At 66.1% G+C, this 23,948-nt stretch carries 20 protein-coding genes, 1 tRNA gene and 2 riboswitches; of the genes, 12 read left to right on the top strand and 9 right to left on the bottom strand.

All coding sequences use genetic code 11. From position 1 onward, the window contains the following. The first annotated feature begins 13 nt into the window (after window positions 1-13). A riboswitch (cobalamin riboswitch) is annotated at window positions 14-229 on the top strand. A gap of 31 nt (window positions 230-260) precedes the next feature. The 3 genes from AC2SGK_RS04900 to AC2SGK_RS04890 all read left to right on the top strand — a co-directional run bounded on the left by AC2SGK_RS04900 (window position 261) and on the right by AC2SGK_RS04890 (window position 3,550). Beyond that, window positions 261-926: an energy-coupling factor ABC transporter permease gene (locus AC2SGK_RS04900; protein WP_488322472.1), complete on the top strand. Its 666-nt coding sequence runs from the start codon at window positions 261-263 to the stop codon at window positions 924-926. Then, complete coding sequence (gene cobF / locus AC2SGK_RS04895) at window positions 923-1,651, top strand: precorrin-6A synthase (deacetylating) (RefSeq protein WP_488322471.1); 729 nt, start codon at window positions 923-925, stop codon at window positions 1,649-1,651. Before AC2SGK_RS04900 ends, cobF begins: the two co-directional genes overlap by 4 nt. Window positions 1,652-1,876: 225 nt before the next feature. Further along, window positions 1,877-3,550, top strand: coding sequence for an AIPR family protein (locus tag AC2SGK_RS04890; RefSeq protein WP_488322470.1), 1,674 nt, complete (start codon window positions 1,877-1,879; stop codon window positions 3,548-3,550). A 42-nt stretch (window positions 3,551-3,592) separates the two neighbouring features. Here the strand turns inward: AC2SGK_RS04890 and carB are convergent, their stop codons facing one another. The 7 genes from carB to AC2SGK_RS04855 form a co-directional block, all read right to left on the bottom strand. After that, window positions 3,593-6,931, bottom strand: coding sequence for a carbamoyl-phosphate synthase large subunit (gene carB / locus AC2SGK_RS04885; RefSeq protein WP_488322469.1), 3,339 nt, complete (start codon window positions 6,929-6,931; stop codon window positions 3,593-3,595). A 139-nt stretch (window positions 6,932-7,070) separates the two neighbouring features. Next, window positions 7,071-7,844, bottom strand: coding sequence for a DUF1217 domain-containing protein (locus tag AC2SGK_RS04880; protein ID WP_488322468.1), 774 nt, complete (start codon window positions 7,842-7,844; stop codon window positions 7,071-7,073). 7 nt (window positions 7,845-7,851) lie between these two features. Next, window positions 7,852-8,256 carry a flagellar biosynthesis repressor FlbT gene (gene flbT / locus AC2SGK_RS04875; protein WP_488322467.1) on the bottom strand — a complete coding sequence of 135 codons (405 nt, stop codon included), beginning with the start codon at window positions 8,254-8,256 and terminating at the stop codon, window positions 7,852-7,854. Beyond that, window positions 8,253-8,618, bottom strand: a complete 366-nt coding sequence (gene flaF / locus AC2SGK_RS04870) for a flagellar biosynthesis regulator FlaF (RefSeq protein WP_488322466.1) — start codon at window positions 8,616-8,618, stop codon at window positions 8,253-8,255. Before flaF ends, flbT begins: the two co-directional genes overlap by 4 nt. Window positions 8,619-8,703: 85 nt before the next feature. Then, the gene (locus tag AC2SGK_RS04865; RefSeq protein ID WP_488322465.1) at window positions 8,704-9,549 is read right to left on the bottom strand and encodes a flagellin N-terminal helical domain-containing protein; all 846 of its coding nucleotides are present in this window, start codon (window positions 9,547-9,549) and stop codon (window positions 8,704-8,706) included. Window positions 9,550-9,715: 166 nt separating this feature from the next. After that, window positions 9,716-10,033: a hypothetical protein gene (locus AC2SGK_RS04860; protein ID WP_488322464.1), complete on the bottom strand. Its 318-nt coding sequence runs from the start codon at window positions 10,031-10,033 to the stop codon at window positions 9,716-9,718. Continuing rightward, on the bottom strand, window positions 10,030-10,278 hold the full coding sequence (locus AC2SGK_RS04855; protein ID WP_488322463.1) for a hypothetical protein: 249 nt from the start codon (window positions 10,276-10,278) through the stop codon (window positions 10,030-10,032). The genes AC2SGK_RS04860 and AC2SGK_RS04855 overlap by 4 nt, the downstream gene beginning before the upstream one ends. A 183-nt stretch (window positions 10,279-10,461) precedes the next feature. Here AC2SGK_RS04855 and AC2SGK_RS04850 point away from each other — a divergent pair, with 183 nt between their 5' ends. The 5 genes from AC2SGK_RS04850 (at window position 10,462) to AC2SGK_RS04830 (ending at window position 15,298) form a co-directional block, all read left to right on the top strand. After that, a complete protein-coding gene (locus AC2SGK_RS04850; protein ID WP_488322462.1) occupies window positions 10,462-11,793 on the top strand; it encodes a flagellar hook-length control protein FliK in 1,332 nt (443 codons plus the stop codon). A 9-nt stretch (window positions 11,794-11,802) separates the two neighbouring features. Beyond that, window positions 11,803-12,465, top strand: a complete 663-nt coding sequence (locus AC2SGK_RS04845) for a flagellar hook capping FlgD N-terminal domain-containing protein (RefSeq protein ID WP_488322461.1) — start codon at window positions 11,803-11,805, stop codon at window positions 12,463-12,465. Between the two features lie 85 nt (window positions 12,466-12,550). Further along, window positions 12,551-13,234, top strand: coding sequence for a ribulose-phosphate 3-epimerase (gene rpe / locus AC2SGK_RS04840; protein ID WP_488322460.1), 684 nt, complete (start codon window positions 12,551-12,553; stop codon window positions 13,232-13,234). Between the two features lie 137 nt (window positions 13,235-13,371). Further along, complete coding sequence (locus tag AC2SGK_RS04835) at window positions 13,372-14,151, top strand: SDR family oxidoreductase (RefSeq protein ID WP_488322459.1); 780 nt, start codon at window positions 13,372-13,374, stop codon at window positions 14,149-14,151. A gap of 67 nt (window positions 14,152-14,218) precedes the next feature. Further along, entirely contained in the window at window positions 14,219-15,298 is a 1,080-nt protein-coding gene (locus AC2SGK_RS04830; protein ID WP_488322458.1) for an ABC transporter ATP-binding protein, read from the top strand. Here AC2SGK_RS04830 and AC2SGK_RS04825 read toward each other — a convergent pair. Then, the gene (locus AC2SGK_RS04825; protein WP_488322457.1) at window positions 15,295-16,998 is read right to left on the bottom strand and encodes a glycosyl transferase family 90; all 1,704 of its coding nucleotides are present in this window, start codon (window positions 16,996-16,998) and stop codon (window positions 15,295-15,297) included. The two genes, AC2SGK_RS04830 and AC2SGK_RS04825, sit on opposite strands and share 4 nt — an antisense overlap. Before the next feature lie 145 nt (window positions 16,999-17,143). After that, window positions 17,144-17,234, top strand: a riboswitch (glycine riboswitch). 145 nt (window positions 17,235-17,379) lie between these two features. Between AC2SGK_RS04825 and gcvT the strand changes: the two genes are divergently transcribed. From gcvT to AC2SGK_RS04805, 4 genes are all read left to right on the top strand, one after another. Next, window positions 17,380-18,495, top strand: a complete 1,116-nt coding sequence (gene gcvT, locus AC2SGK_RS04820) for a glycine cleavage system aminomethyltransferase GcvT (RefSeq protein ID WP_488322456.1) — start codon at window positions 17,380-17,382, stop codon at window positions 18,493-18,495. 10 nt (window positions 18,496-18,505) lie between these two features. Continuing rightward, entirely contained in the window at window positions 18,506-18,862 is a 357-nt protein-coding gene (gcvH, locus tag AC2SGK_RS04815; RefSeq protein WP_488322669.1) for a glycine cleavage system protein GcvH, read from the top strand. Window positions 18,863-18,974: 112 nt separating this feature from the next. Continuing rightward, window positions 18,975-21,809, top strand: a complete 2,835-nt coding sequence (gene gcvP / locus AC2SGK_RS04810) for an aminomethyl-transferring glycine dehydrogenase (protein ID WP_488322455.1) — start codon at window positions 18,975-18,977, stop codon at window positions 21,807-21,809. Window positions 21,810-21,879: 70 nt separating this feature from the next. Beyond that, window positions 21,880-21,955, top strand: a tRNA-Ala gene (locus tag AC2SGK_RS04805). 598 nt (window positions 21,956-22,553) lie between these two features. On the opposite strand, the gene AC2SGK_RS04800 is transcribed toward AC2SGK_RS04805, so the two are convergent. Then, entirely contained in the window at window positions 22,554-23,105 is a 552-nt protein-coding gene (locus tag AC2SGK_RS04800; RefSeq protein ID WP_488322454.1) for a recombinase family protein, read from the bottom strand. Window positions 23,106-23,948 lie beyond the last annotated feature (843 nt).

Genomic DNA, 23,948 nt, shown 5'->3' with positions numbered 1-23,948 from the left:
CGGCGCTTCCCGTCTAGCTGAAGGCCTGCATGGTGCCCGTCAGGCGTGAAACGCCGGGCTTCATCGGGAACGGGGAAGGGTGGACCCAATCGCGGCACCCGAAGCCCCGGCCGCCCCCGCGACTGTATGCGGAGAGCGCGCGTCACCCATGCCACTGGAGCGATCCGGGAAGGCCGACGCCGCGCCCTGACCCGCAAGCCAGGAGACCGGCCATGTCAGACAAATCCATGCCGTCGGGTGGACGGCCACAGGAGAGTGACATGCATATCGAAGAAGGCGTCGTGACCGGCGCCAAGATCATCCTCAGCTATGCGACCGCCGCGACGGTCGGTCTTTATGCGCTGAAACAGGCGGCGGGCGACCTGCGCGCCCAGGGGCCGGGGTCGCTGGCCGCGCGCGCCGTGCTGGCCACGGCCGCGACCTTCACGTTCTTCCAGGTCCTGCCGACCTGGCCCGTGGGCGTGTCCGAGGTGCACCTGATCCTCGGCTCGACCCTGTTCCTGATCCTCGGGGCCGCGCCCGCGGCGATCGGGATGGCGCTTGGCCTGCTGATCCAGGGGCTGGTCTTCGCGCCCTTCGACCTGCCGCAATACGGGATGAACGTGACGACGCTGCTGGTGCCGCTGTTCGCGCTGCAGGCGGTGGCGCGGCGGATCATCGCGCCGGGCACGGCCTATGTGGACCTGCGCTATGGCCAGGCGCTGGCGCTGTCGGCGGCCTATCAGGGGGGCATCGTGGCCTGGGTCGCGTTCTGGGCCTTCTACGGCCAAGGGGCCGAGACGCTGTCGGGGGTGCTGTCCTTCGGCGCGGCCTACATGCTGGTCCTGGCGCTGGAGCCGCTGGTCGATCTGGCGGTGCTGGCGGGCGCCAAGGCGGCGCGCGGCCTGCGCGGCAGCGGGCTGGTCACGCCGCGGCTCTTTGCATGATCGAGCTGGTGCTGATCGGGGCGGGCACCGGCCACCCCGACCACCTGACCCTGCAGGGCGTCCGCGCCCTGCAGGAGGCCGACCTGGTCCTGATCCCCCGCAAGGGCGCGGGCAAGGAGGACCTGGCCCATCTGCGCCACGCGATGCTGGCCCGCCACCGCCCCGATGGCGCGGTGATCGAGGTCGACCTGCCCCGTCGCGACCCGTCCCTGCCCTATCTGGACGGGGTGGAGGCCTGGCACGACGCCATCGCCGCGGCCTGGGCGCAGGCCGTGGACCTGCCGCGCGGCGGCACGGTCGCGATGCTGATCTGGGGCGATCCGTCGCTCTATGACAGCAGCCTTCGGATCGCCGCGCGGCTGGATTGGCGGCCGCGGGTGATCCCCGGCATCACGGCGATCCAAGCGCTGTGCGCGGCCCATGCCATCCCCCTCAACGCCCTTGGCGGAGAGGTCCGAATCACCACCGGCCGCCAGCTGCGCGAAGGCGGCTGGCCCCCGGACTGCGACCGCGCCGTGGTGATGCTGGACGGCGGCTGCGCCTTTGCGACGCTGCCGCCCGAGGACCTCCACATCTGGTGGGGCGCCTATCTGGGCATGCCCGAGCAGCGCCTGGACCACGGCCCCCTGGCCGAGGCCGCCCCCCGCATCGAGGCCACCCGCACCGCCACCCGCGCCGCCCATGGCTGGATCATGGACTGCTACCTGCTGGCGCGCATGGCCTGAGCTTCGGGGGCTGCGGCGCTGGCTGGCCTGGGCGGGGAGCCGCCGCGTGCTCCCTCGGAGCCTGGGGCTGGGGAGCCCATGGAGGGACCCCGCCGGATCGGCGAAAGGGGGAAGAGGGCGCTGCTGGAGGAGATGATGAAGCGGAAGGGGATGTGAAAGATGTACATTAGATATTGACCCGGCGTAGGTGTACCGTACCGTGTCGCGGAAGCGGAGGCATATGAAATGGCGCTAGTTCAACATAGACAGATCAAAGATCGCATCGAAAACGAATTTGCGCCTCACCTTGATATGTCCGACGTAGAAAGCGATGAAAACAATAATTGCCTTCTATCAAGGGGCCTTTGTGCACTGTCGCTAAGTCACCTTGCGGACGTGGACGTGGCCACGGCTTGCAAAAGCATAACCGACGGCTTTAATGATAACGGAATTGACGGGGTCCTCTACGAGCCGACGGACAAAACGCTTTATCTGGTGCAATCCAAGTGGAATAATACACACACTGGCGGCGTCGACAACGGCGGCGTACTAAAGTTCCTACAAGGAGTTAAAGACCTCCTGAATAGCAGATATGAAAAATTCAACGCGAAGTTCCAAAAGCGGCGATCCGAGCTTGATCGCGCAATCACAAGCGCCAGCAAAGTTGTAGTGGCTGTAGCGTACTCTGGATCTGCTTCTTTCGGTGAGGAAAACCGCTCCTCTATGGAGGACTTCATCTCCGACGTCGACGAGACAAAGGAGCTGGTATCATACGTTAGCATAAATCAAAATCATCTTTACAGTCACATATTAATGGGCGCACAGGGAGCCGCAGTTTCCGACACTTTAAATATTTTTCACTGGGGATACTTGGATGAACCTGTCCGAGCGTACTATGGGCAAGTTTCTGCAAGTGATCTTGCGCAAATGCACAGGAAATATGGTCATAAGCTTTTCTCGAAAAACATACGGATGTTCCTCGGCAGCGAAGGCGCGGTAAACAGAAATATCATTGAGACTATCAATGGTGCGCCAGAACACTTTTGGTATTTCAACAACGGAATTACTGCTTTGGCAAATACCGTCGTCAGGAAAGCGATCGGCGGCTCTAACAGAGACTCAGGGCAGTTCGAGTGCGAGGGGCTCACAATCGTGAATGGCGCCCAAACGGTGGGCTCGCTGTCCGCTATAGCTGAAAAGTCGCCGCAGAAGCTATCCGATGCAAAGGTACTCATACGCATCATATCCCTCGATGGCGCACCAGATGGCTTCGCCCCGTCGATCACCCGGAATAACAATACGCAAAATAGGATTGACCCACGAAACTTCGTTGCTCTCGACCCGACGCAAGAGCGTCTAAAGTCAGAATTTCTTGTAGACAATATTGATTACGAATATAGGCAAGGGGAGATAGAGCATTCGTCTGCGACAAGGCTTGGTCTTATGGAGGCGACTCTTGCATTGGCGTGCACCGACGACGACGTTAATTTAAGTACGCAGGCAAAACGAGAAGTTGGCCGGCTGTGGGAAGATATAGAGCGTCCGCCCTATAAGAAGTTGTTTCATAGCGGCATAAGCAGCGAGCAGATCTGGAAGCGGGTGCTGGCCTTCCGCAGGATAGAACAAGCAATTTCTGCACTTACTGTGACTTCAGGTGGTAAGGACCGCAACGTAGCCATTCACGGAAACCGCTTCTTAACCCACCTCACCTATCACTCCTTGACGAACAAGGCTTCTCAACAGGGACTAGAAGGTTTGACAGCCGCGGAAATCGACGATGCGGTCCGCACGAACTTCTCGGCTATGACGACGGATATTCTGCAACATTATCCTGACAACTACATCGCGAGCCTGTTCAAGAACCAGACCAAATGCCGCGAGATGAAAACACGATTGGTTCAAGGTGGAATTGCAGCTTGAAAATGAGCCGCAATTCCTCGCCACAACTAATGAACCACAAGTCTAAGCCTGCAGCGACCTGACCCCGACTTCCCCCTCCTCGCGTGACTTGATCGCCGCCACGGCGGCGATGCTGCCCGCGGCCGTGGTGAAATAGGGGATCTTGTCGTAGAGGGCGACGGCGCGGATCTCGCGGCTGTCGGCGATGGCCTGGGCGCCTTCGGTCGTGTTCAGGACCATCGCGATCTCGCCGTTCTTCAGACGGTCGACGATGTTCGGGCGCCCCTCATAGACCTTGTTCACGCGGGTCGAGGCCACGCCCTCGGCATCCAGGAAATCCGCCGTGCCGGAGGTCGCGATCAGGGTGAAGCCCATCGCCACCAGGTCGCGCGCGGCCTGGGCCAGGGCGGGCGTCTTGTCAGCATCCTTGACCGACAGGAACACGCGGCCCTCGGTCGGCAGATGCGTGCCCGCGCCCATCTGCGCCTTGAGGAAGGCGCGCGCGAAGTTGCGGTCCCAGCCCATGACCTCTCCGGTCGAGCGCATCTCGGGGCCCAGGAGCGTGTCGACGCCGGGGAAGCGGGCGAAGGGCAGCACCGCCTCCTTGACCGAAAACCAGGGCGTGATCGGATCGGCCAGCGTCATCGGATCGGCGAAGGGCAGGTCGGTCTCGGGGCCGACGCCCGCCAGATAGGGCGCGCGGGCCGGGAAGTTCGACATCGGCTCTCCCGCCATCAGCCGCGCGGCGATCGAGGCGATGGCGCTGTCGGTGGCCTTGGCGACGAAGGGCACGGTGCGGCTGGCGCGCGGGTTGACCTCCAGCACGAAAATCTGCCCGTCCTTCAGCGCGAACTGCACGTTCATCAGGCCGCGGACCTTCAGCGCGCGGGCCATGGCCTCGGTCTGGGTCTTCAGCTCCGCGATGGTCGCGGCGTCCAGCGTGTGCGGCGGCAGCGAACAGGCGCTGTCGCCCGAATGGACGCCCGCCTCCTCGATATGCTCCATGATGCCCGCGACATGCACGGTCTCACCGTCGCACAGCGCGTCGACATCGACCTCGATCGCGCCCGCCAGATAGCTGTCCAGCAGGACCGGGCTCTTGCCCGACACGGTCACCGCCTCCGAGATGTAGCGCCGCAGGTGGTCCATGTCGCGCACGATCTCCATCGCGCGGCCCCCCAGCACATAGGAGGGACGGATGACCAGCGGGAAGCCGATGCGCTCCGCGATTTCAATGGCTTGCGCGTCGCTGCTGGCGATGCCGTTGATCGGCTGGCGCAGGCCCAGATCGTTCAGCAGCTTCTGGAACCGCTCGCGGTCCTCGGCCAGGTCGATGGCGTCGGGGCTGGTGCCCAGGATCGGGATGCCCTCCTCCTCCAGTGCATTGGCCAGCTTCAAGGGCGTCTGGCCGCCGAACTGGACGATGACGCCGTGCAGCGTGCCGTTCTGCTGTTCGGTGTGCAGGATCTCCAGCACATGCTCGAAGGTCAGCGGTTCGAAATACAGCCGGTCCGAGGTGTCGTAATCGGTGCTGACCGTCTCGGGGTTGCAGTTGACCATGATGGTCTCGTAGCCCGCCTTGGTCAGCGCGAAGCAGGCATGGCAGCAGCAATAGTCGAACTCGATCCCCTGGCCGATGCGGTTCGGACCGCCGCCCAGGATCACGACCTTCTTCGCCGCGGTGGGGCGCGATTCGCATTCGACGTCGCCCATCGCCGGGGCTTCGTAGGTCGAATACATGTATGGGGTCTGCGCCTCGAACTCGGCCGCGCAGGTGTCGATGCGCTTGAATACCGGGCGGATGTCCAGGGCGCGGCGGGCGCGGCGGATGTCGCCTTCGTCGCGCCGGGTCAGATGCGCCAGGCGGGCATCGGTGAAGCCCATCATCTTGACGCGGCGCAGCCCGTCGGCATCCTGGGGCAGGCCGTTTTCGCGGATCTGATGCTCGGCATCGACGATTTCTCGGATGCGGGCCAGGAACCACGGGTCGAAGCGCGTGACGCGGTGGATCTCCTCATCCGACAGGCCGAAGCGCATGGCCTCGGCGATGACGCGGATGCGGTCGGGTGTGGCCTTGGACAGGGCGGCGATGACGGCGGGCTTGCCCTGATCGGCGGCGCCCTCGATGGCGATCTCGTCGAGGCCCGTCAGGCCGTTCTCCATTGAGGCCAGCGCCTTCTGCAGCGATTCGTGGAAGCTGCGGCCGATGGCCATGACCTCGCCCACCGATTTCATCGCAGTGGTCAGGTCCGGCTTGGAACCCGGAAACTTCTCGAAGGCGAAGCGCGGGATCTTGGTCACGACATAGTCGATCGACGGCTCGAAGCTCGCGGGCGTGACCTTGGTGATGTCGTTGTCCAGCTCGTCCAGCGTATAGCCCACGGCCAGCTTGGCCGCGATCTTGGCGATGGGAAAGCCGGTCGCCTTGGACGCCAGGGCCGAGCTGCGCGACACGCGGGGGTTCATCTCGATCACCACCATGCGGCCGTCCGCCGGGTTGATCGCCCATTGCACGTTCGAGCCGCCAGTCTCGACACCGATCTCGCGCAGCACGGCGATCGAACCGTTCCGCATGATCTGGTACTCGCGGTCCGTCAGGGTCAGGGCCGGGGCCACTGTCATGCTGTCGCCGGTATGTACGCCCATCGGATCGATGTTCTCGATCGCGCAGACGATGATGGCATTGTCGTTGCGGTCCCGCACGACCTCCATCTCGTATTCCTTCCACCCCAGGAGGGATTCGTCGACCAGCACCTGCGCCACGGGCGACGCGTCCAGCCCCGAGCGCACGATGCGTTCGTAATCGTCGCGGTTGTAGGCCACGCCGCCACCGGTGCCGCCCAGGGTGAAGGCGGGGCGGATGATGGCGGGCAGGCCGATCTCCTCCAGCGCATCCATCGCCTGCTGCACGCCGGCATTGATGTCGTACTTGCCGCTGGCCAGCTTGGGGGCCGCGACGATGGTGGCCTTCGGGTTCTCCAAGCCGATGCGATCCATCGCCTCGCGGAACAGCTTGCGGTCCTCGGCCATCTCGATGGCGCTGCGCTGCGCGCCGATCAGCTCGACCCCGTAGCGGTTCAGCGCGCCGCTGTCGGCCAGGGCCAGCGCGGTGTTCAGGCCGGTCTGCCCGCCCATGGTCGGCAGCAGCGCATCGGGGCGCTCCTTGGCGATGATCTTCTCGACGACCTCGGGGGTGATCGGCTCGATATAGGTGGCGTCGGCCATCTCCGGGTCGGTCATGATCGTCGCGGGGTTCGAGTTGACCAGGATGACCCGGTAGCCCTCCTCGCGCAGCGCCTTGCAGGCCTGGGCGCCGGAATAGTCGAACTCGCAGGCCTGCCCAATGACGATGGGACCTGCCCCGATGATCAGGATCGACTTGATATCGGTACGTTTCGGCATGGTTCTGGCCCCCGGGCTGGTCGTGCAACGATCTCGGCAAATCGTCCGGGGTTATAGCCAGCCACGCCTTGGGCGCAAGGTGCGGCGGACGGGCCGAGCGTCGAATTCCCGGCTGCGGCGCTGGTCCCGCTTCCTTGCGTCATCCGCGCTGCAGCAACGTCAGTGCGGCGGTGTAACGGTTGGCCACCGGTGCGGTCGTCAGCTGGGAGCGGACCATGAAGGTCTGGATCAGCTTTTCCAGATTCTCGGGCTTGGCGATCTCGTCGAATTTCGACGTGCCCAGCAGCCGCTCGGACGCCTTAGTATATTCCTCGAACTGACGGTCGATATCCAGCCTCCCGTAATTGTCGCCAAAGCCGAACGCGCCCTGAAAGACCTTGCGCAGCGGGGCGTTGCCGATCACCTCGAACCAAAGCGTCCGGTCCGACGAGGTCCGCTCGGCCAGCTGGGCCACCTCGCGACGCGCGTTCAGGGCAAGGCGCAGGTTGTCGTCGCCCTCTCCGATCCGGCGTTCGAACTCGCGCTGCACGAAGGCGGTGCTGATGGTGTCGGCCAGGTCCTTCGCGGGTTTGGACGAGCCGTATCCCATCGCCTCGTTCATGCGCAAATAGCGCTTGTCGGCCAGCCGGTTGACCAGCGACGACTTGTCCGCGGGATCGGACTCCAGGACCTTCTGGATGAAAGCCTTGTTGGGCAGGTCGGCCTCCAGTCCGAAGGCCGACAGCGTGGTGCTGAGCAGGCGGAAGTCCTTGACCAGCTCCTCGGCCTTGGTGGTGCGCGCGATGGTGTCGCGGAAATAGGCCGTGTTACGCTGGACCACCGAGTCGCGGGCGACGGCCTCGATCTGACGGGCCTCGGTCCGCTGGACAATCTTCCAGCCCAGCAGGCCTGTGGCACCGACAGAGATGGTCATAGCGCCCTCATGTCCTCGCAGCGGCGAACAACCGCGCCTCGCGGGGCAGCAGATCGCGCAGCTTGCGCAGCGCCTGATAGGCGTTGGCCTCGACCGCCGCGGCGCTGGCATCGGCCAGCAGGATGCGGCTGTCCCGGTCGTCGAAGACCTGGCTCAACTGCTCGATCGCGACCAGCAGCTGGCGGCGGCCGTCCTCGGGGTCCGCATCGCCAGACAGGATCATCTGGGCAATATACATGGCACGGGATACGGGCGTGTGCGCGCTGTCGGGATGGATCGCGTCGCGCAGGCGCAGCACGTTCACGTTCGGCGTCTTGATCGCGATCTTGGTGCGCCGGTCGCCGTTCTCGATCACCGCGCCGTTGATCAGAACACGCTCGTTCGGGGCAAGCTTCAGGACCAGGCCGCTCATGCCGCGCCCTCGCCCCGCAGGCCGCGCATGACGGTCATATTGATATCGATCAGCGGATCGGTCAGGGCGTCGCCTTGGGTCACCGCGCGACCATGGCGGATCGCGAAACCGGCCAGAGAGATCAGTCCGGCCTTGACCTCGTCGGGCAGGCCGTTGCCGGGATCTGCCAGATCGGCCGCCAGCAGCGTCCAAAGTTCGGAGTTCTTGTACACCGCCTGGATGGTGTCGGTGTTGTCCGCCTGGCGCGGCGCCTGGCGCAGCATGCGCGTGACCCGCGAGAAGATGTCGTATTCGGCATCGCGCGGCGAGCGGATGGCGGATGTCCTGTAGCCATGGTCGGTGAGTGGCGTTACCGCGTTCAAGATCGTGCTTCCCGTTCTGGAGTGAGATCAAGGCCTGGAATTCTGTCTGGGGCGGCGGGCGCCCGAAGGCGCCCGCCGGTCTTCATCAGCGGAAGAGCGACATTACGGCGCCCGGCGCCTGGTTGGCGATCGACAGAGCTTGGATGCCCAGCTGCTGCTGGGTCTGCAGCGCCTGAAGGCGGGCCGAGGCCTCCTCCATGTCAGCGTCTACCAGCGAGCCGACACCGGCCTTCAGCGAGTCGGCCAGCGCGCCCACGAAGTTCGACTGGTCCGAAATCCGCTTGCCCGATGAGCCCAGATCGGCGGCACCTTGGACCGCGATGTCAAGCAGGGCCTCGATCTCGCCGATCGCGGTCTTGGCCGTGGCCTGATCGGTGATCGCCGTGGGAACGGCGCCACCGATGTTGGCCTCGAAATCCACGCCCGCGACGACAATGTCGCTGGATGCGGTCGCGACGGTGCCGTTCGTGCGGTCCAGCGATCCCAAGACGGTGAAGTCGGTCGCGCCTGCGCCGTTCACGTCGGTCTTCAGCAGGTTGATGCCGTTCATCTGCGACGCGCCGATGACCGCGTTGATCTGGGCCATCTTGCCGTCGATGTCCGTCTGGATCTTGCCGAAGTCGGCCGCGTCGTTGCCGGCGCCGATGGCCAGGTTCTTCATCTCGGTCAGGAGCTTGACGACTTCTTCGGCGCCCTTTCGGGCGGTTCCGACGACCGAGTCGGCCACGTTCAGGTTCGACTGGATCGTCTTGAAGCCCGACTGGTCGGTCTCCATGACCTTTGAGATCGCCCAAACGGCGGCGTTGTCCTTGGCGTTGGCGACCGACTTGCCGGTCGCGATGTCGGCCTGGGTTTTACCCAGCTGCGAGTTGATGTTCTTCAGGGTCTGCAGCGCGACCATGGCGCTGTTGTTGGTCAGAATGCTGGTCATGTTGTCCTCCATCAGGTGCTTTGCACCGGGATTGCATCTTGTGGCCTTCTGACCTGTCGGGCGGTTGCCCTTGCCATTTCCCTGGCATGTCTCCGGTTTAGCGGCCGGTTATTGACAAGTAGTGAATTGGGACCCTCGTCTCAAACAAACCTTCCGGCGCATTTTATCAAAACCTTTGCGGTGCGTTCGCGCGGGTCTCGCTGACCGTGCGGCGGCCCAAGGAATCGTAGGTCTGCAGGCTGCGCGCGGCCATCACGATGGCGCGCACCTGTTCGGCGGCCTGCTGGGCCCCCTTCAGCGAGGCCTGGGCCAGCATCCGGATCTCCGCCATGACGGGCTCAAGCGCGTCGCGCGTGGCCGCGTCGATGCCCTTGCGGGCAGCGATCCGCGTCATCTCGTCCAGCGCGGACAGGGCGGCCTGTGGGTTCCCGGCCAGAAGCGCGGCGCGGATCTGGGCGACCTCGCGGGTCAGGGCGCGGCTCATGCGCGGCCCTCCAGCAGGCCCGCGAAGCCGAGGTCCAGGCGGCGGGCCATCAGACCCGCATGCTCGCGCGTGAGGAAGCTGGAGAACTGCTCCTCCCCGGCGCCGCCGGAGAAGCCGCCTTCGGAGGCGGAGGGGCCGCAGTATTTCAGCATCTCCTCCAGAAAGGCCTGTTCAAGCTTGTCGGCGGCCGAAAGAGGCGCACCGCCCGTCAGGGTCTTGGGTTGTATCGGTTCGATCTGCATCATGTCCCCGCATTGGATCGGATGGGGCCGATATTCACGCCAGAGCGGTAAATAATTGGTAAGGAATCACGGGTATCAGGGAAAAAACCGCGAAAGGTTCGCTCCATGGCCGACATCCACATGATTCCGACCGCAGCGCCCCGGATGGACGGCATCCCAGCCACGCCGGCGACAATGCCGTTGCCGATGGGCGATTCTGGTTTTGCCGCCTGGCCGGGGGCGGAGCTGGTGATGCCGGATTGGGCGGCAGCGACGCACGCGGCGCCGCACACGGCCCCTTCGGGCGACGCGCTGGCGCGCTGGCTGGCGGGGCAGGCAGGGCTCAGTCCGGATTTCGCCGCCGTTCCGGGCACCGATCCCGCGCTGGAGGCGCTGGCGGCGGGCCTGCCCCAGTTGCCGCAGATGGTCGTCAAGGCCGAGGGCGGGACCCCGCCGGCGATCGACGCCGCCGCGGGCGACGCGGATGTCCCCCGCCCCGAGATGACCGCCACGCCCGATCTGCCGGTGGCTCCCGTCGCGATGCCCGTCGCATCCGCTCCTCAGGCAGCGGCCATGACCGAAGCGCCGCCGCAGCCTGCACGACCCGTCGGCGGCGTGGCCGAGCCGCAGGCGACGCCAGCCGCGGTGACCTCCACGGCAACGGAGCCGGACGTGGCCGCGCCGCTGCAGGCGGGTGCGGCTGCCGCCGTCACCGCCACACCGCTGACAAAGCGGATCGAGTCCAGTAACGCCCCCCTGCATCCCGACATGCCGGCCTTGGTGGCGGCGCCGCTGCAGAGTGGCACGGCTGCCGCCCTCCCCGCCACGCCGTTGCCAAAGCGGACCGAGCCCGGCAAGGCCCCCCTGCATCCCGATATGCCGCCCCCGGACGCGGTAACACCGAAGGCCGCCGCCATCGCGTCCGACCGGGTGGAGCAAGCCCCGCCGCCTGCCGCCATCTCGGCCGCGGCACCCGGCGGCGATTCGCCGGTAGCCGCCCGGAGCGCCGATCTGCCCGCCGGGCTTGCGGACAGCATGGCCGCCCTGGTGCACGGGCTAGAGGGCGGGCGCGATCCGTCGCTGCACGGTCCAGCACGCGGCTCGACGGCCGGACCCGCAGGTGCCACCGTCCAGCACGATCCGCGCCCGGTGATGCAGCAGGTGGCCGAGGCGGTGGTGACGGCGCGCGGCGACCGCACCGAGATCGCCCTGTCCCCCGAGGAGCTGGGGCGTCTGCGGCTGGTCATGACCGGCGCGGATCGCGGCCAGATCACCATCTGGGCCGAACGCCCCGAGACGCTGGACCTGATCCGGCGCAACGCCGACCTGCTGACGCAGCAGCTGGCCGAGGCCGGGATCACCGCGGGCACACTGGACTTCCGTCAGGACGAGCGGATGGGACGCCCGGACCAGACCTGGCGCCGGGCCGACGGAGAGGCGGGCGACAGCCTGTCGGACGGCCCCGCCCTGCCCGCGGCCGCGGCAATCCGCCTGTCCCAAACACCGCTCAGCGACCGCCGCATCGACATCAGACTGTAGGAGACCACCATGGTTGACGTGATCACCGCGACCTCGACCCCTGTCACGACCTCCTCGACCACCGCGGGCGGCAGCTTTGCCAGAGCCAGCGCGGGGGCGGATTTCCAGACGTTCCTGACGATGCTGACCGCGCAGCTGACGAATCAGGACCCTCTGAACCCGATGGAGAGCACCGATTTCGCCATCCAGCTGGCGACCTTCGCAGGCGTGGAGCAGGCGGCGCTGAGCAACCGGTTCCTGGAGCAGATGGCCGGACAGAGCGGTGGCGCGGGCATCGCGGGCTGGATCGGCAAGGAGGCGCGAACCACGGCCCCGGTCTGGTTCGGCGACGATCCGATCACGCTGGACGTGGCGCCCCACAGTCTGGCCGACAGCGTCCAGCTGGTCACGCGCGACGCGCAGGGCCGCGAGGTGACGCGCGAGGAGATCGGGCCGGGCGTGGGCCAGCTGGACTGGCTGGGTCGCAATGCCGAAGGGGCCAAGCTGGCCGACGGGCTCTACAGCTTCACGCTGGAGAGCCGGCGCGGCGGCGAGCTGATCCAGGAGTCGCGCGTCGGGGCCTATGCCCGGATCGTGGAGGCCCAGTTCGACGCGGATGGCGGGCGGGTGGTCTTCGAGGGCGGCGGCTCGGCGCTCGCATCGGAGGTCACCGCGCTGCGCGATCCGGCCTGACGCGGCCCATCGCGGGCTTGACGTCGCGCGCGCCAGCGGGCAGGCCGCAGCCATGTTCCCCGCGCCGACGATCAAGGAGACAGCCATGGATTTCGACCGCCGGATCAAGATCGCTCCGTCGATCCTCTCAGCCGATTTCGCCAATTTCGGGGCCGAGATCCGCGCGATCGAGGATCAGGGCGCGGATTGGGTGCATGTGGACGTGATGGACGGGCATTTCGTGCCGAACCTGACCTTCGGCCCGCCGGCCGTGCAGGCGTTCCGCCCGCATGTGAAGACCGTCATGGACGTGCATCTGATGATCGCCCCGGTCGACGCCTATATCGAGGCATATGCCGAGGCCGGCGCCGACATGATCACCGCCCATGTCGAGGCGGGGCCCCATCCGCACCGCACGCTGCAGGCGATCCGCGCGACCGGCAAGAAGGCGGGCATCGCGCTGAACCCCGGCACCCCGGCCGAGGCGGTCGAGTATCTGCTGGACCTTTGCGACGTGGTGCTGGTCATGACGGTGAACCCCGGCTTCGGGGGGCAGCGTTTCATCCACGGGCAGCTGGGCAAGATCGCGCGCATCCGCGAGATGATCGGCGACCGGCCGATCCATATCCAGGTCGATGGCGGGGTGGACCCGTCTACGGCGCCGCTGGTGGCGCGGGCCGGGGCCGATGTGCTGGTGGCGGGATCGGCGGTCTTCAAGGGCGGCTCGGTGGAGCGTGCCGAGGTCTATGGCGCCAACATGCGCGCGATCCGCGAGGCAATCGCAGGCTGAGCGCGAGGCGGCGGCGGGGCCGTCGATGCCCCTTCGCCGCCGCGGGGCTGCGCCCCGCCCCGAGCCGCAACGTCATCGCGTTTGACAATGCCGCCCCGCCCGCGTCTCCTGCGCCGCGCAAGCATCAGGAGGACGCGATGGATCTGGGCATCAGGGGCAAGCGGGGGCTGGTCTGCGCGGCCTCCAAGGGGTTGGGGCGCGGCTGCGCCGAGGCGCTGGCCGAGGCGGGCGTGAACCTGGTCATCAACGCCCGCACCGAGGCCGAGATCACCCGGACCGCCCATGAGATCGCCGAACGCCACGGCGTCAAGGTCATCCCTGTCGCCGCCGACATCACCACCGAGGACGGTCGCGCCCGCGTCCTGGAGGCCGTGGGCCATGCCGACATCCTGGTGACCAATGCGGGCGGCCCGCCGCCGGGCAACTGGCAGGACTGGTCGCGCGACGACTTCATTCGGGCGCTGGACGCCAACATGCTGTCGGCCATCGCGCTGATGCAGGCGCTGGTGCCGGGGATGATGGACCGGGGCTGGGGCCGGGTGGTGAACATCACCTCAGGCTCGGTCCGCGCGCCGATCTCGGTCTTGGGGCTGTCCAACACGGCGCGGACCGGGCTGACCGGGTTCGTGGCGGGCATGTCGCGCCAAGTGGCGGGCAAGGGCGTCTGCGTGAACAATCTGCTGCCCGGAATCCACGCCACCGACCGGGCCGACAGCCTGGATGCAGGCGTGGCCAAGGCGCAGGGCATCTCCGTCGATCAGGCCCGCGCACAGCGTCAGGCGGGCATCCCGACCGGCACCTATGGCACGGCCGAGGATTTCGGCGCCGCCTGTGCCTTCCTGTGCAGCCGGCATGCGCAGTTCATCGTTGGGCAGAACCTGCTCTTGGACGGGGGCGCGCTGAACGTGACCGTGTAGGGCCGCGCGGTTGCAGGAGGGGGGCGTGCCTGATAGGCACGCCCGACCGAAACGCCAAGGATTGCCCGTGACCTTGCCCCCCCGCCTGGATGTTCAGGGACTGACCCGCCGCTTCGACGGACGGGCGGTGGTGGACGATGTCAGCTTTCGGGTCGAGGCGGGTCAGGTGGCCTGCCTGCTGGGCCCCTCGGGCTGCGGCAAGTCGACCACGCTGCGCATCGTGGCGGGGGTCGACATGCAGGACCGGGGCCGCATCCTGGTCGATGGCCAGCTGATCTGCGACACGCAGGTCCGCGTCCCGCCCGAACAGCGCGCCATCGGCCTGATGTTCCAGGATTTCGCCCTGTTCCCGCATCTGCCGGTGCGCGAGAACGTGGCCTTCGGCCTGCCCGGCGGCTGGAAGGCCAACCGCAACCGCGTGGCCGAACTGCTGGATCGCGTGCGCATGGGCCGCCACATCGACAGCTGGCCGCACGAGCTGTCGGGCGGAGAGCAGCAGCGCGTGGCCCTGGCCCGCGCGCTGGCGCCCAGGCCCCGCGTCCTGCTGATGGACGAGCCCTTCAGCGGGCTGGACGAGCGGCTGCGCGACGGCATTCGCGACGAGACGCTGGCCCTGCTGAAGGAGGAGGGCACCGCCGTCCTGCTGGTCACCCACGAGCCGCATGAGGCGATGCGCATGGCCGACCAGATCCTGCTGATGCGGGCGGGCCGGATCGTGCAGCAGGGCGCGCCCTACAATCTCTACAACGCGCCGGTGGACCGGCAGGCGGCGGCCTTCTTCAGCGACATCAACGTGCTGACCGGCCGGGTGCGGGGCGCCCTGACCGCGACGCCCTTCGGCGAGTTCCTGACGCCAGGCCTGCCCGACGGGGCCGAGGTTGACATCGTCATCCGCCCGCAGCACCTGAAGATCGACTTCGACCGCGCGGGTCAAGGCCCCGCCCCCACGGCGGAGAACGGCACCGCGGCACGCGCCCGCGTCACCCGCGCCCGCTATCTGGGCCGCGAATCGCTGGTGGAGTTCGCGACCGACGAAGGCGCCATCGCCCTGAACGCGACAGTGCCGGGGGTGTTCCTGCCGCCGCCGGGCACGCCCATGTGGGTGATGCTGCGCCGCGACCGGGTCTTCGTCTTTCCGCGCGGCTAGTCCTGGCCTGTGGCGCGGCGGTAGTCGGCCAGCACCTGCGCCAGATGCAGCCGACGACCCGCCGGATCGGCCAGCCGTGCCCAGAGGCGCCGGGCCTGACGCACCATCCGGCGGCATTCCTGCGGATGGGCGCGCGCCCAGTCCAGCTGCCGGTCCAGGTCGGTGCAGCCCGGCGCCAGCGGCAGATAGTGCCTGTGCGCGCGGAACAGGCCCGTGACGAAGCCCTCCCACCCGTCCTCCTCGATCAGGACCAGCGCCTGACCGCCCAGCAGCGGCAGGGCATCGGCATCCCCCTCGGACCCGGACAGGGCCAGATGAAAGCGGGCGGGCGTCCCCGCTGCGGCCACGGGCACCGGGGCGGTCAGCCCGGCGCGGGCCAGCACCCGGTCGCGTCGCGCATCCGGGATCAGCGCCAGGTCCATGCCCGCCCGCCCGGCCAGCGCCGACAGGACCCGCCAGCGCCCGGTCCGCGGCAGCAGGGCGCAGGCGGGGCCGTGCGGATCGTGCTCCAACGCGGTGATCAGCGCCTCGGCGGGTTGGCGGTCGTCGGGCGCATGGCCCGACAGCGTGCCACGCCAGGACAGGATGTCGGCCCGGTCGTCCCATTCGGGACCGGCCGCGACCGGGCTGCCGGGAAAGCCCGCGTTCCCGATGCGGTGCCGCCAGGGCGCGGGCCACAGAAAGACGTTGCGCGCCTCGCGACGGCGCAGCGACGCGATCAGCGGGCCATCCGCCGGATCGTCGGGGCCGCTGCCCGCCCAGGTCGCGGGGCGCGGGTCCAGCCAGTAGCGGCCGCGCCCGGTCACCTGCGCGATGTCGTTTGCCATGGCCGCGGCGCGCAGCAGGCCGGGCCGTTCCGCGGCCAGATGGAACAGACCCTGCGGCCCGCGGATCAGCGGCATCACCGTCCCGTCGGCGCCGCGCAGCTGATCGCGCTCCAGGTCCAGGCACAGCGCCTGACCATGCGGCGGGCGGTCGATTCCGCCCTTCTGCCGCAGGCGGGCGGGCGCGGCCAGGCGCGCCAGGCGGGCGGCCAGCTGTGCGCGGCGGTTGGGGTCCTCCTCCGCGCCGGGCTGGGGTTCGTCCATCATCGCCAGGACCTTGGGCAGGGTCGTCCGGCGGGCGCGGCGCACCCCTGCGCCCGGCAGGGGCGGCAGATGTGGCAGGTCGTACCAAGGGGACAGGGCGGTGCGGTAGTCCTCGGGGGCGGCCTCGTCGATGTCGATGTCGATGAAGCACTCGCGTCCCGCGAAATGCGCACGCACGCCCGCCAGATGCGCGTCCCAGTCCGCCGCCCAGATGTCGCCCAGGGCGCCCAGAGGCACGTCCATCGCCGCCGCGATGCTGCGCGCATAGGCGCCGCCCCGGTGGAGATAGCGGCTGGCGATCCAGTCCTCGACCCGGCGGGTGTTCAGCAGAAAGACCGCGCCGGGATAATGCGCGTCCAGCAGGGCATAGTCCTTGAACGCCTCGATCACCGGCATGTTCAGGAAGCGCACCGATTCCATGTCTGTGAAGGCCGTGATGCCGTCGGCCCATCGCGCCAAGGGCCTGGTGCCCGAGAGCTTCGCATGGGCGATGTCATCGGCCAGCGCCCCCTCCAGCCAGTGCGCGGCGGGGATGCGGTTCAGGTCGAACAGCCGCGCGATGAAGGTCGTGCCGCATTTGTTGAAGCCGATCTGGAAGAACTTGGGCGGCATGGCTGTCTGTCCGGGGTTCACCGCGAGGTTGCGCAGGGCGCAGCTTCCTGTCAACGCCCGCCCGTCCCATGGGCGAAAAGCGCCGCTTCGGCGTCCGGCTGCGACAAAGGTCTTGCCTTGCAGCGGGCGCGCGGCTAGCACCGAAGGCAGGAATTCGGGAGACGCCGGCGGCAGCGCCGGGGCCGAAGGAGAAGCCGCCCCGGCAAGCTCTCAGGCGAAAGGACCGTCTTCCCCAAGAACTCTGGAGAGTGGCCGAGAGGCCCGCCGAAGGGATAACGATCTCAGGCGCCGCTTGCGGCAGGGACAGAGGGGGCATCGACGCGCGGGGGGCACCCCCCGGCCCACCGATGCCGGCTGTCCGGCGCAGATGCAGGAGGCCAGATGGCCGAGACGAGCCGCCGGACGGGTCTTTACGACCTTCATGTCGAACTGGGCGCCCGGATGGTGCCCTTCGCGGGCTGGGAGATGCCGGTCCAATACCCGATGGGCGTGATGGCCGAGCATCTGCACACCCGCGCCCAGGCCGGACTGTTCGATGTCAGCCATATGGGCCAGGTCCTGGTGACGCCGGACGATGGCGACATGACCACCGCCGCCGCCGCGCTGGAGACGCTGATCCCGGCCGATGTGGCGGGGCTGGCGCCGGGGCGGCAGCGTTACGGGTTGTTCACCAACGATGCGGGCGGGGTCCTGGACGACCTGATGTTCGCCAATCGGGGCGATCATTATCTGCTGGTCGTGAACGCGGCCTGTGCGGACCAGGACATCGCGCATCTGCGGGGGCTTTCGGGCGTGACGGTGACGCCGGTGACCGATCGCGGACTCATTGCGCTGCAGGGGCCGCAGGCCGAGGCGACGCTGGCGCGGCTGGTGCCGGGGGTGGGCGCGATGCGCTTCATGGACAGCACGGTGCTGGACTGGGACGGGGTCGCGCTGTGGATCTCTCGGTCGGGCTATACCGGCGAGGACGGGTTCGAGATCTCGGTGCCCGAGGCGCGGCTGGAGGCGTTTGCCCGGGCGCTGCTGGATCAGCCCGAGGTCGCGCCCATCGGTCTGGGCGCGCGCGATTCGCTGCGGCTGGAGGCGGGGATGCCGCTTTACGGCCATGACATGGATCAGGGCGTGACGCCCGCGCAGGCGGCGCTTGGCTGGTCGATCCCCAAGGTGCGTCGCAGCGGTGGCACGCGCGCGGGCGGGTTTCCGGGCGCCGATGCGGTCCTGGCCGAGTTGGGCGCCCCCGCCGTCACCCGGCGCGGGCTGCGCCCCGAGGGGCGCGCGCCGATCCGCGAGGGGGTCGCGCTGTTCGCCGAGGACGGCGCCCCCATCGGGACTGTCAGTTCGGGCGGGTTCGGCCCGTCGGTGGGCGGGCCCATCGCCATGGCGCGCATTCCCGCCGACATCCCCGAGGGCGCCACGATCGAGGCCGAGCTGCGCGGCAAGCGCGTGCCGCTGACGGTCTGCGCCCTGCCCTTCGTCATCCCCTCCTACAAACGCTGAGGACATCATGCTGAAATACACCGAAGACCATGAATGGCTGCGCGCCGAGGGCGACGAGATCGTCGTGGGCATCACGAAACATGCCAGCGAGCAGCTGGGCGATGTCGTCTTCATCGAGCTGCCCGAGGAGGGCCGCGAGGTCGCGGCGGGCGACGAGGTCGTGGTGATCGAGAGCGTCAAGGCGGCCAGCGACATCGCGGCGCCGGTGGCGGGCGTGATCACGGCGGTGAACGGCGCGCTGGCCGATGCGCCCGGCGACGTGAACGGCGATCCGATGGCGGCCTGGTTCTTCCGCATCAAGCCCGCGGATGCGGGTGCCATTGACGGGTTCATGGACGAGGCGGCCTACAAGGCGCTGGTCGGGTAAGCGACGGCCGGGCCGTGCGGCCCGGCGAAGTCCGGGGGCGCTTCGCCCCCCGGACCCCCCGAGGATATTTGAGTGAAGAAGAGGGGGCTGGCCCGCCCCGCAAGGAGGCGTGATGAGCCGCTGGACCGCAAGCACATACAATCCCGACGATTTCGCCAACCGGCGCCATATCGGACCGTCTCCGGTCGAGATGGAGGCGATGCTGAAGGCGGTGGGCGCCGACAGCCTGGACCAGCTGATCGAGCAGACCGTGCCTGCCGCCATCCGCCAGTCGGATGCGCTGGACTGGCCGGCCCTCTCCGAGGCGGGGCTGATCGCGCGGATGCGCGAGGTGGCCGAGAAGAACCGCGTGATGACCAGCCTGATCGGGCAGGGCTATTACGGGACCGTCACGCCGCCCGCGATCCAGCGCAACATCCTGGAGAACCCTGCCTGGTACACGGCCTACACCCCCTACCAGCCCGAGATCGCGCAGGGGCGGCTTGAGGCGCTGCTGAACTTCCAGACGATGGTGGCGGATCTGACCGGGTTGCCGGTCGCGAACGCGTCCCTGCTGGACGAGGCGACGGCGGCGGCCGAGGCGATGGCCATGGCGCGGCGGCAGTCGAAGTCCAAGGCGGATGCGTTCTTCGTGGCCCATGACCTGCACCCGCAGACCATCGCGGTGATCGAGACCCGGGCCGCGCCTTTGGGCATCCGCGTCATCAAGGGCTCGGTCGACGATCTGGTGGCGGATCAGGTCTTTGCCGCGGTGTTCCAGTATCCCGGCACCTATGGCCATCTCCGCGACCTGACCCCCGAGATCGAGGCGCTGCATGCCGCGGGCGCGCTGGCCATCGTCGCGACCGATCTGCTGGCGCTGTGCGTGCTGAAGGAGCCGGGTGCGATGGGCGCCGACATCGCCGTCGGATCGTCGCAGCGCTTTGGCGTGCCGATGGGCTATGGCGGGCCGCATGCGGCCTTCATGTCCTGCCGCGACGCGCTGAAGCGGGCGATGCCGGGGCGCATCGTGGGCGTCAGCATCGACAGTTCGGGCAATCAGGCGCTGCGCCTGTCGCTGCAGACGCGCGAGCAGCATATCCGCCGCGAGAAGGCCACCAGCAACGTCTGCACCGCGCAGGCTCTGCTGGCGGTGATGGCAGGGTTTTATGCAGTGTTCCACGGGCCGGTCGGCCTGAGGGCCATCGCGCAGCGGGTGCATTTGCACGCGGTCACGGTGGCCGATGCCCTGCGTGCTGCGGGTGCCGAGGTCGCGCCGGAGGCGTTCTTTGACACGATCACCGTCAAGGTGGGCGTGGGCCAGCAGGGCATCATGGCCGCCGCGCGTCATCGCGGCATCAACCTGCGCAAGGTGGGCCGCGACCGCGTGGGCATCAGCGTGGACGAGACGACCGATGCGGGCGTGATCGTTCGCCTGCTGGACGCGTTCGGGATCACCGATGCGGCCCCTGCGGCGACGGCGCCCGCGATCCCCGAAGCGCTGCTGCGCGAGAGCGAGTACCTGACCCATCCGGTGTTTCACATGAACCGCGCCGAATCCGAGATGATGCGCTATATGCGCCGCCTGTCGGACCGGGACCTGGCGCTGGACCGTGCGATGATCCCCTTGGGCTCCTGCACCATGAAGCTGAACGCCGCGGCCGAGATGATGCCGATCACCTGGCCGCAATTCGGCGCGCTGCATCCCTTCGCGCCGGCCGATCAGGCGGCGGGGTATCATGAGGCGATCGCGGACCTGACCCAGAAGCTGTGCGTGATCACCGGCTATGATGCGTTTTCGATGCAGCCGAACAGCGGCGCGCAGGGGGAATATGCCGGGCTGCTGACCATCCAGGCCTATCACAGGGCGCGCGGAGAGGAGCGCGACATCTGCCTGATCCCGATGTCCGCGCACGGCACCAACCCGGCATCGGCGCAGATGTGCGGAATGCAGGTCGTGGTGGTGAAATCCGCGCCGAACGGCGATATCGACCTGGAGGATTTCGCCGACAAGGCGGCCAAGGCTGGCGACCGGCTGGCGGCGGTGATGATCACCTATCCCAGCACGCATGGCGTCTTCGAGGATACCGTGCGGCAGGTCTGCGATATCACGCATGAACACGGCGGTCAGGTCTATATCGACGGCGCGAACATGAACGCGCTGGTCGGTCTGGTGAAACCCGGCGAGATCGGCGGCGATGTCAGCCACCTGAACCTGCACAAGACCTTTGCCATCCCGCATGGCGGCGGCGGCCCCGGCATGGGGCCGATCGGGGTCAAGGCGCATCTGGCGCCCTTCCTGCCCGGCGATCCGCAGGGGGGCGAAGGCGCCGTGTCGGCGGCGCCCTACGGGTCGGCGTCGATCCTGCTGATCAGCTGGGCCTATTGCCTGATGATGGGTGGCGAGGGCCTGACGCAGGCCACGCGCGTGGCGATCCTGAACGCGAACTATGTCGCGGCGCGGCTGGCCGGGGCCTATCCGATCCTGTTCATGGGCAATCGCGGCCGGGTGGCGCATGAATGCATCATCGACACGCGGCCCTTTGCCGAGCACGGCGTGACGGTGGACGACATCGCCAAACGCCTGATCGACAACGGTTTCCACGCCCCCACGATGAGCTGGCCGGTCAGCGGCACGCTGATGGTCGAGCCGACCGAGAGCGAGACGAAGGCCGAGATCGACCGCTTCATCACCGCCCTGCTGGCCATCCGCGACGAGATCACCGAGGTGGCCGAGGGCCGCATCGCGGCGGATCAGAGCCCGCTGCGCCACGCGCCGCATACGGTCGAGGATCTGGTCCGCGAGTGGGACCGCCCCTACTCGCGCGAACAGGGCTGCTTCCCTCCGGGCGCCTTCCGGGTGGACAAGTACTGGCCGCCCGTGGGCCGTGTGGACAACGCCCATGGCGACCGCAACCTGATCTGCACCTGCCCGCCGCTGGAAAGCTACGCGCAGGCGGCAGAGTGACGGAAAGGAGCCGGGTCGACGACCCGGCCCCTTGACAATCGCGCCGTGCCGGATACACCAAGGCGCACGTGGGGTCGTAGCTCAGTTGGTAGAGCGCGTCGTTCGCAATGACGAGGTCAGGGGTTCGATTCCCCTCGGCTCCACCAAGCATCCCTTTGCTAATGAATACAGTTAGTTAGTAGGGTGCTTTCCCACCTCTATATCCCACCTGTCAGGCTCACTCCTACGATTTTTTTTCTAGAATCCAGGTTGCTCCTTGGTGTTTTCCTCAGAGGCCATGAAGTTTTCACTTTGGGAAGGACGTAGCCTGAGCTATCAGGTTAGCAGCCACAAAAAGGTGATCCTATGCCGAAGGCGCTACAAGTCCTCCTAGGTGCAGCCTGTCTAGTTATCATCGTCGCTGGGGGATGGGTTGCTGTCAGTCAGTACACAGCACGAGCAGAGGCAAATCGGCTTGAGGCTTTTTCCTCTGAAATGCGAATTAAACGTCAAGCTAAGGAATGCGATCAGCTTTTGCGCCGCCCAGACCTTCTAGACAACTTTACTTGGGATACGTGCAACAGCATCAAGAAGCAGGCGAGAGAGCTTAGGTAAATTTTTTTATTTTGTAGATCAGTAGCCCTACCCGAACGCTACAAGGGTGGTCCGGTTATTTTCAGGGGGGACCCTAAGCCTTCTGCGAATCAGAAAGAGGACTCCCGTAAGGGAATCCCCGTTCATCATCCTACACTCAAGTCAAGAAAATTAGTCTGACAGACAACGATAGACAGAGGCGCGGCTGATACCAAGCGTCTCTACGATCTTTGCTGGCTTCATTCCCTCACTGTGTAGCTGCTTCACCTTCTCTGCCTGTGACATGGCTGTAGGCTTCCTGCCTTTGTACTTCCCTTGTGCCTTGGCCTTGGCAATCCCTTCCCTCTGACGCTCTAGCATGATGCTTCTCTCGAACTCAGCTACACCACCCATGATGTTCAACATCAGCTTGCCAGTGGGCGTAGAGGTATCAATCCCCATATCAAGTATCTTGAGTGCAGCACCCTTGGCTTGGATCATGGACAATAGTTCATGCAGATGGGCCACAGAGCGGGCCAGACGATCCAACTTAGTGACAATAAGGGTGTCACCTTCCCTAATGAACTCCAGGGCCTCAGCAAGCTTCTGACGGGCTGTCACGTCTACTGATGAAACCTGCTCTACAAACAGCTTCTCACAGCCTGCTTGGTGTAAATCACGCTCTTGGGCTGCAAGTCCTGCGGTCTGGTCCAGGGTAGAGGTTCGGGCATATCCAACAAGCATGGTCCTAGTCTCCAATTGGGGAATCAGTCTCAATAGGGTCTAAGATGTTATGCCGTGATCGTCTCAAAATGTAAATGGCATTTCAGTGAGACAGGATTCATGGGGCTATCGTCTCACAGGTGCTATCTCACACCACCAAGGCTCATTGAGACACTGATAACCGAAAGAATCGCTTAGTGAGAGGCACCCTAAAGTATTCCAGGAAGTCAATAGAAGATAGGCAACATGCCCTAAGTTGGCACTACCCTTCCCTGATGGAAAATTGAATATTTCAGTTTGTCTAAGAGAGCGAAAGGATAGCCTTTTCTGACTGAATACGACCAAGGGCCGGGCAGGAACTAACAGTGAACATATCACTGATAACAATGACTAAATAAACGGAACTAGGCTAAAGTTGCACCCGTGTAAGGATGATCTAAATTACACATAGTAATAAAGGTATACATATGTATTAGGACTGTTGGTATTACGAGCGCCAGCGGATCAGCTAAAACACTTATCAGTGTTCTATCTGTCACTCTTTGCAGAGTGAAAATCCTTGGACTCCTGTCGGTAACCTACAAAGAATAGCTACATAATAAGATGGACACCCAGTAGTCTAAATCATATCTTCTATTAATTAATAAGCCTACAGGCTGACCGATAGGTCTAGTCATTAACCATATACAGTCTAACTACTGTAGCCTCTTTAGCTTATGTTCTTATTACCGTGCTATCGCATCTTAGCCTGTAGGCTATTTATATGGCGTTGTTGCAGAACTCTCCCCGTGAAGGATTCACTTGGTGAATCCATGCGGTTAGATGGGCAGCATGAGCAAGCCCAAGCCCGCCCGCTACCGCACC

This window comes from Paracoccus sp. NIOT.M2S5SZ12 (assembly GCF_057748165.1).
The sequence above is the reverse complement of the archived record's forward strand: the minus strand, read 5'-3'. Positions and strand labels throughout refer to the sequence as shown.

Excerpts from the sequence above, each read along its gene's own strand:
- cobF (WP_488322471.1), top strand. The coding sequence starts at position 923 with ATGATCGAGCTGGTGCTGATCGGGGCGGGCACCGGCCACCCCGACCAC.
- AC2SGK_RS04890 (WP_488322470.1), top strand. The coding sequence starts at position 1,877 with ATGGCGCTAGTTCAACATAGACAGATCAAAGATCGCATCGAAAACGAA.
- AC2SGK_RS04835 (WP_488322459.1), top strand. The coding sequence starts at position 13,372 with ATGGATCTGGGCATCAGGGGCAAGCGGGGGCTGGTCTGCGCGGCCTCC.
- AC2SGK_RS04880 (WP_488322468.1), bottom strand. The coding sequence starts at position 7,844 with ATGACCATCTCTGTCGGTGCCACAGGCCTGCTGGGCTGGAAGATTGTC.
- AC2SGK_RS04900 (WP_488322472.1), top strand. The coding sequence starts at position 261 with ATGCATATCGAAGAAGGCGTCGTGACCGGCGCCAAGATCATCCTCAGC.
- AC2SGK_RS04800 (WP_488322454.1), bottom strand. The coding sequence starts at position 23,105 with ATGCTTGTTGGATATGCCCGAACCTCTACCCTGGACCAGACCGCAGGA.
- flbT (WP_488322467.1), bottom strand. The coding sequence starts at position 8,256 with ATGAGCGGCCTGGTCCTGAAGCTTGCCCCGAACGAGCGTGTTCTGATC.
- AC2SGK_RS04860 (WP_488322464.1), bottom strand. The coding sequence starts at position 10,033 with ATGAGCCGCGCCCTGACCCGCGAGGTCGCCCAGATCCGCGCCGCGCTT.
- gcvP (WP_488322455.1), top strand. The coding sequence starts at position 18,975 with ATGAGCCGCTGGACCGCAAGCACATACAATCCCGACGATTTCGCCAAC.
- gcvT (WP_488322456.1), top strand. The coding sequence starts at position 17,380 with ATGGCCGAGACGAGCCGCCGGACGGGTCTTTACGACCTTCATGTCGAA.
- rpe (WP_488322460.1), top strand. The coding sequence starts at position 12,551 with ATGGATTTCGACCGCCGGATCAAGATCGCTCCGTCGATCCTCTCAGCC.
- AC2SGK_RS04845 (WP_488322461.1), top strand. The coding sequence starts at position 11,803 with ATGGTTGACGTGATCACCGCGACCTCGACCCCTGTCACGACCTCCTCG.
- carB (WP_488322469.1), bottom strand. The coding sequence starts at position 6,931 with ATGCCGAAACGTACCGATATCAAGTCGATCCTGATCATCGGGGCAGGT.
- AC2SGK_RS04850 (WP_488322462.1), top strand. The coding sequence starts at position 10,462 with ATGGGCGATTCTGGTTTTGCCGCCTGGCCGGGGGCGGAGCTGGTGATG.
- AC2SGK_RS04825 (WP_488322457.1), bottom strand. The coding sequence starts at position 16,998 with ATGCCGCCCAAGTTCTTCCAGATCGGCTTCAACAAATGCGGCACGACC.
- AC2SGK_RS04865 (WP_488322465.1), bottom strand. The coding sequence starts at position 9,549 with ATGACCAGCATTCTGACCAACAACAGCGCCATGGTCGCGCTGCAGACC.
- AC2SGK_RS04855 (WP_488322463.1), bottom strand. The coding sequence starts at position 10,278 with ATGATGCAGATCGAACCGATACAACCCAAGACCCTGACGGGCGGTGCG.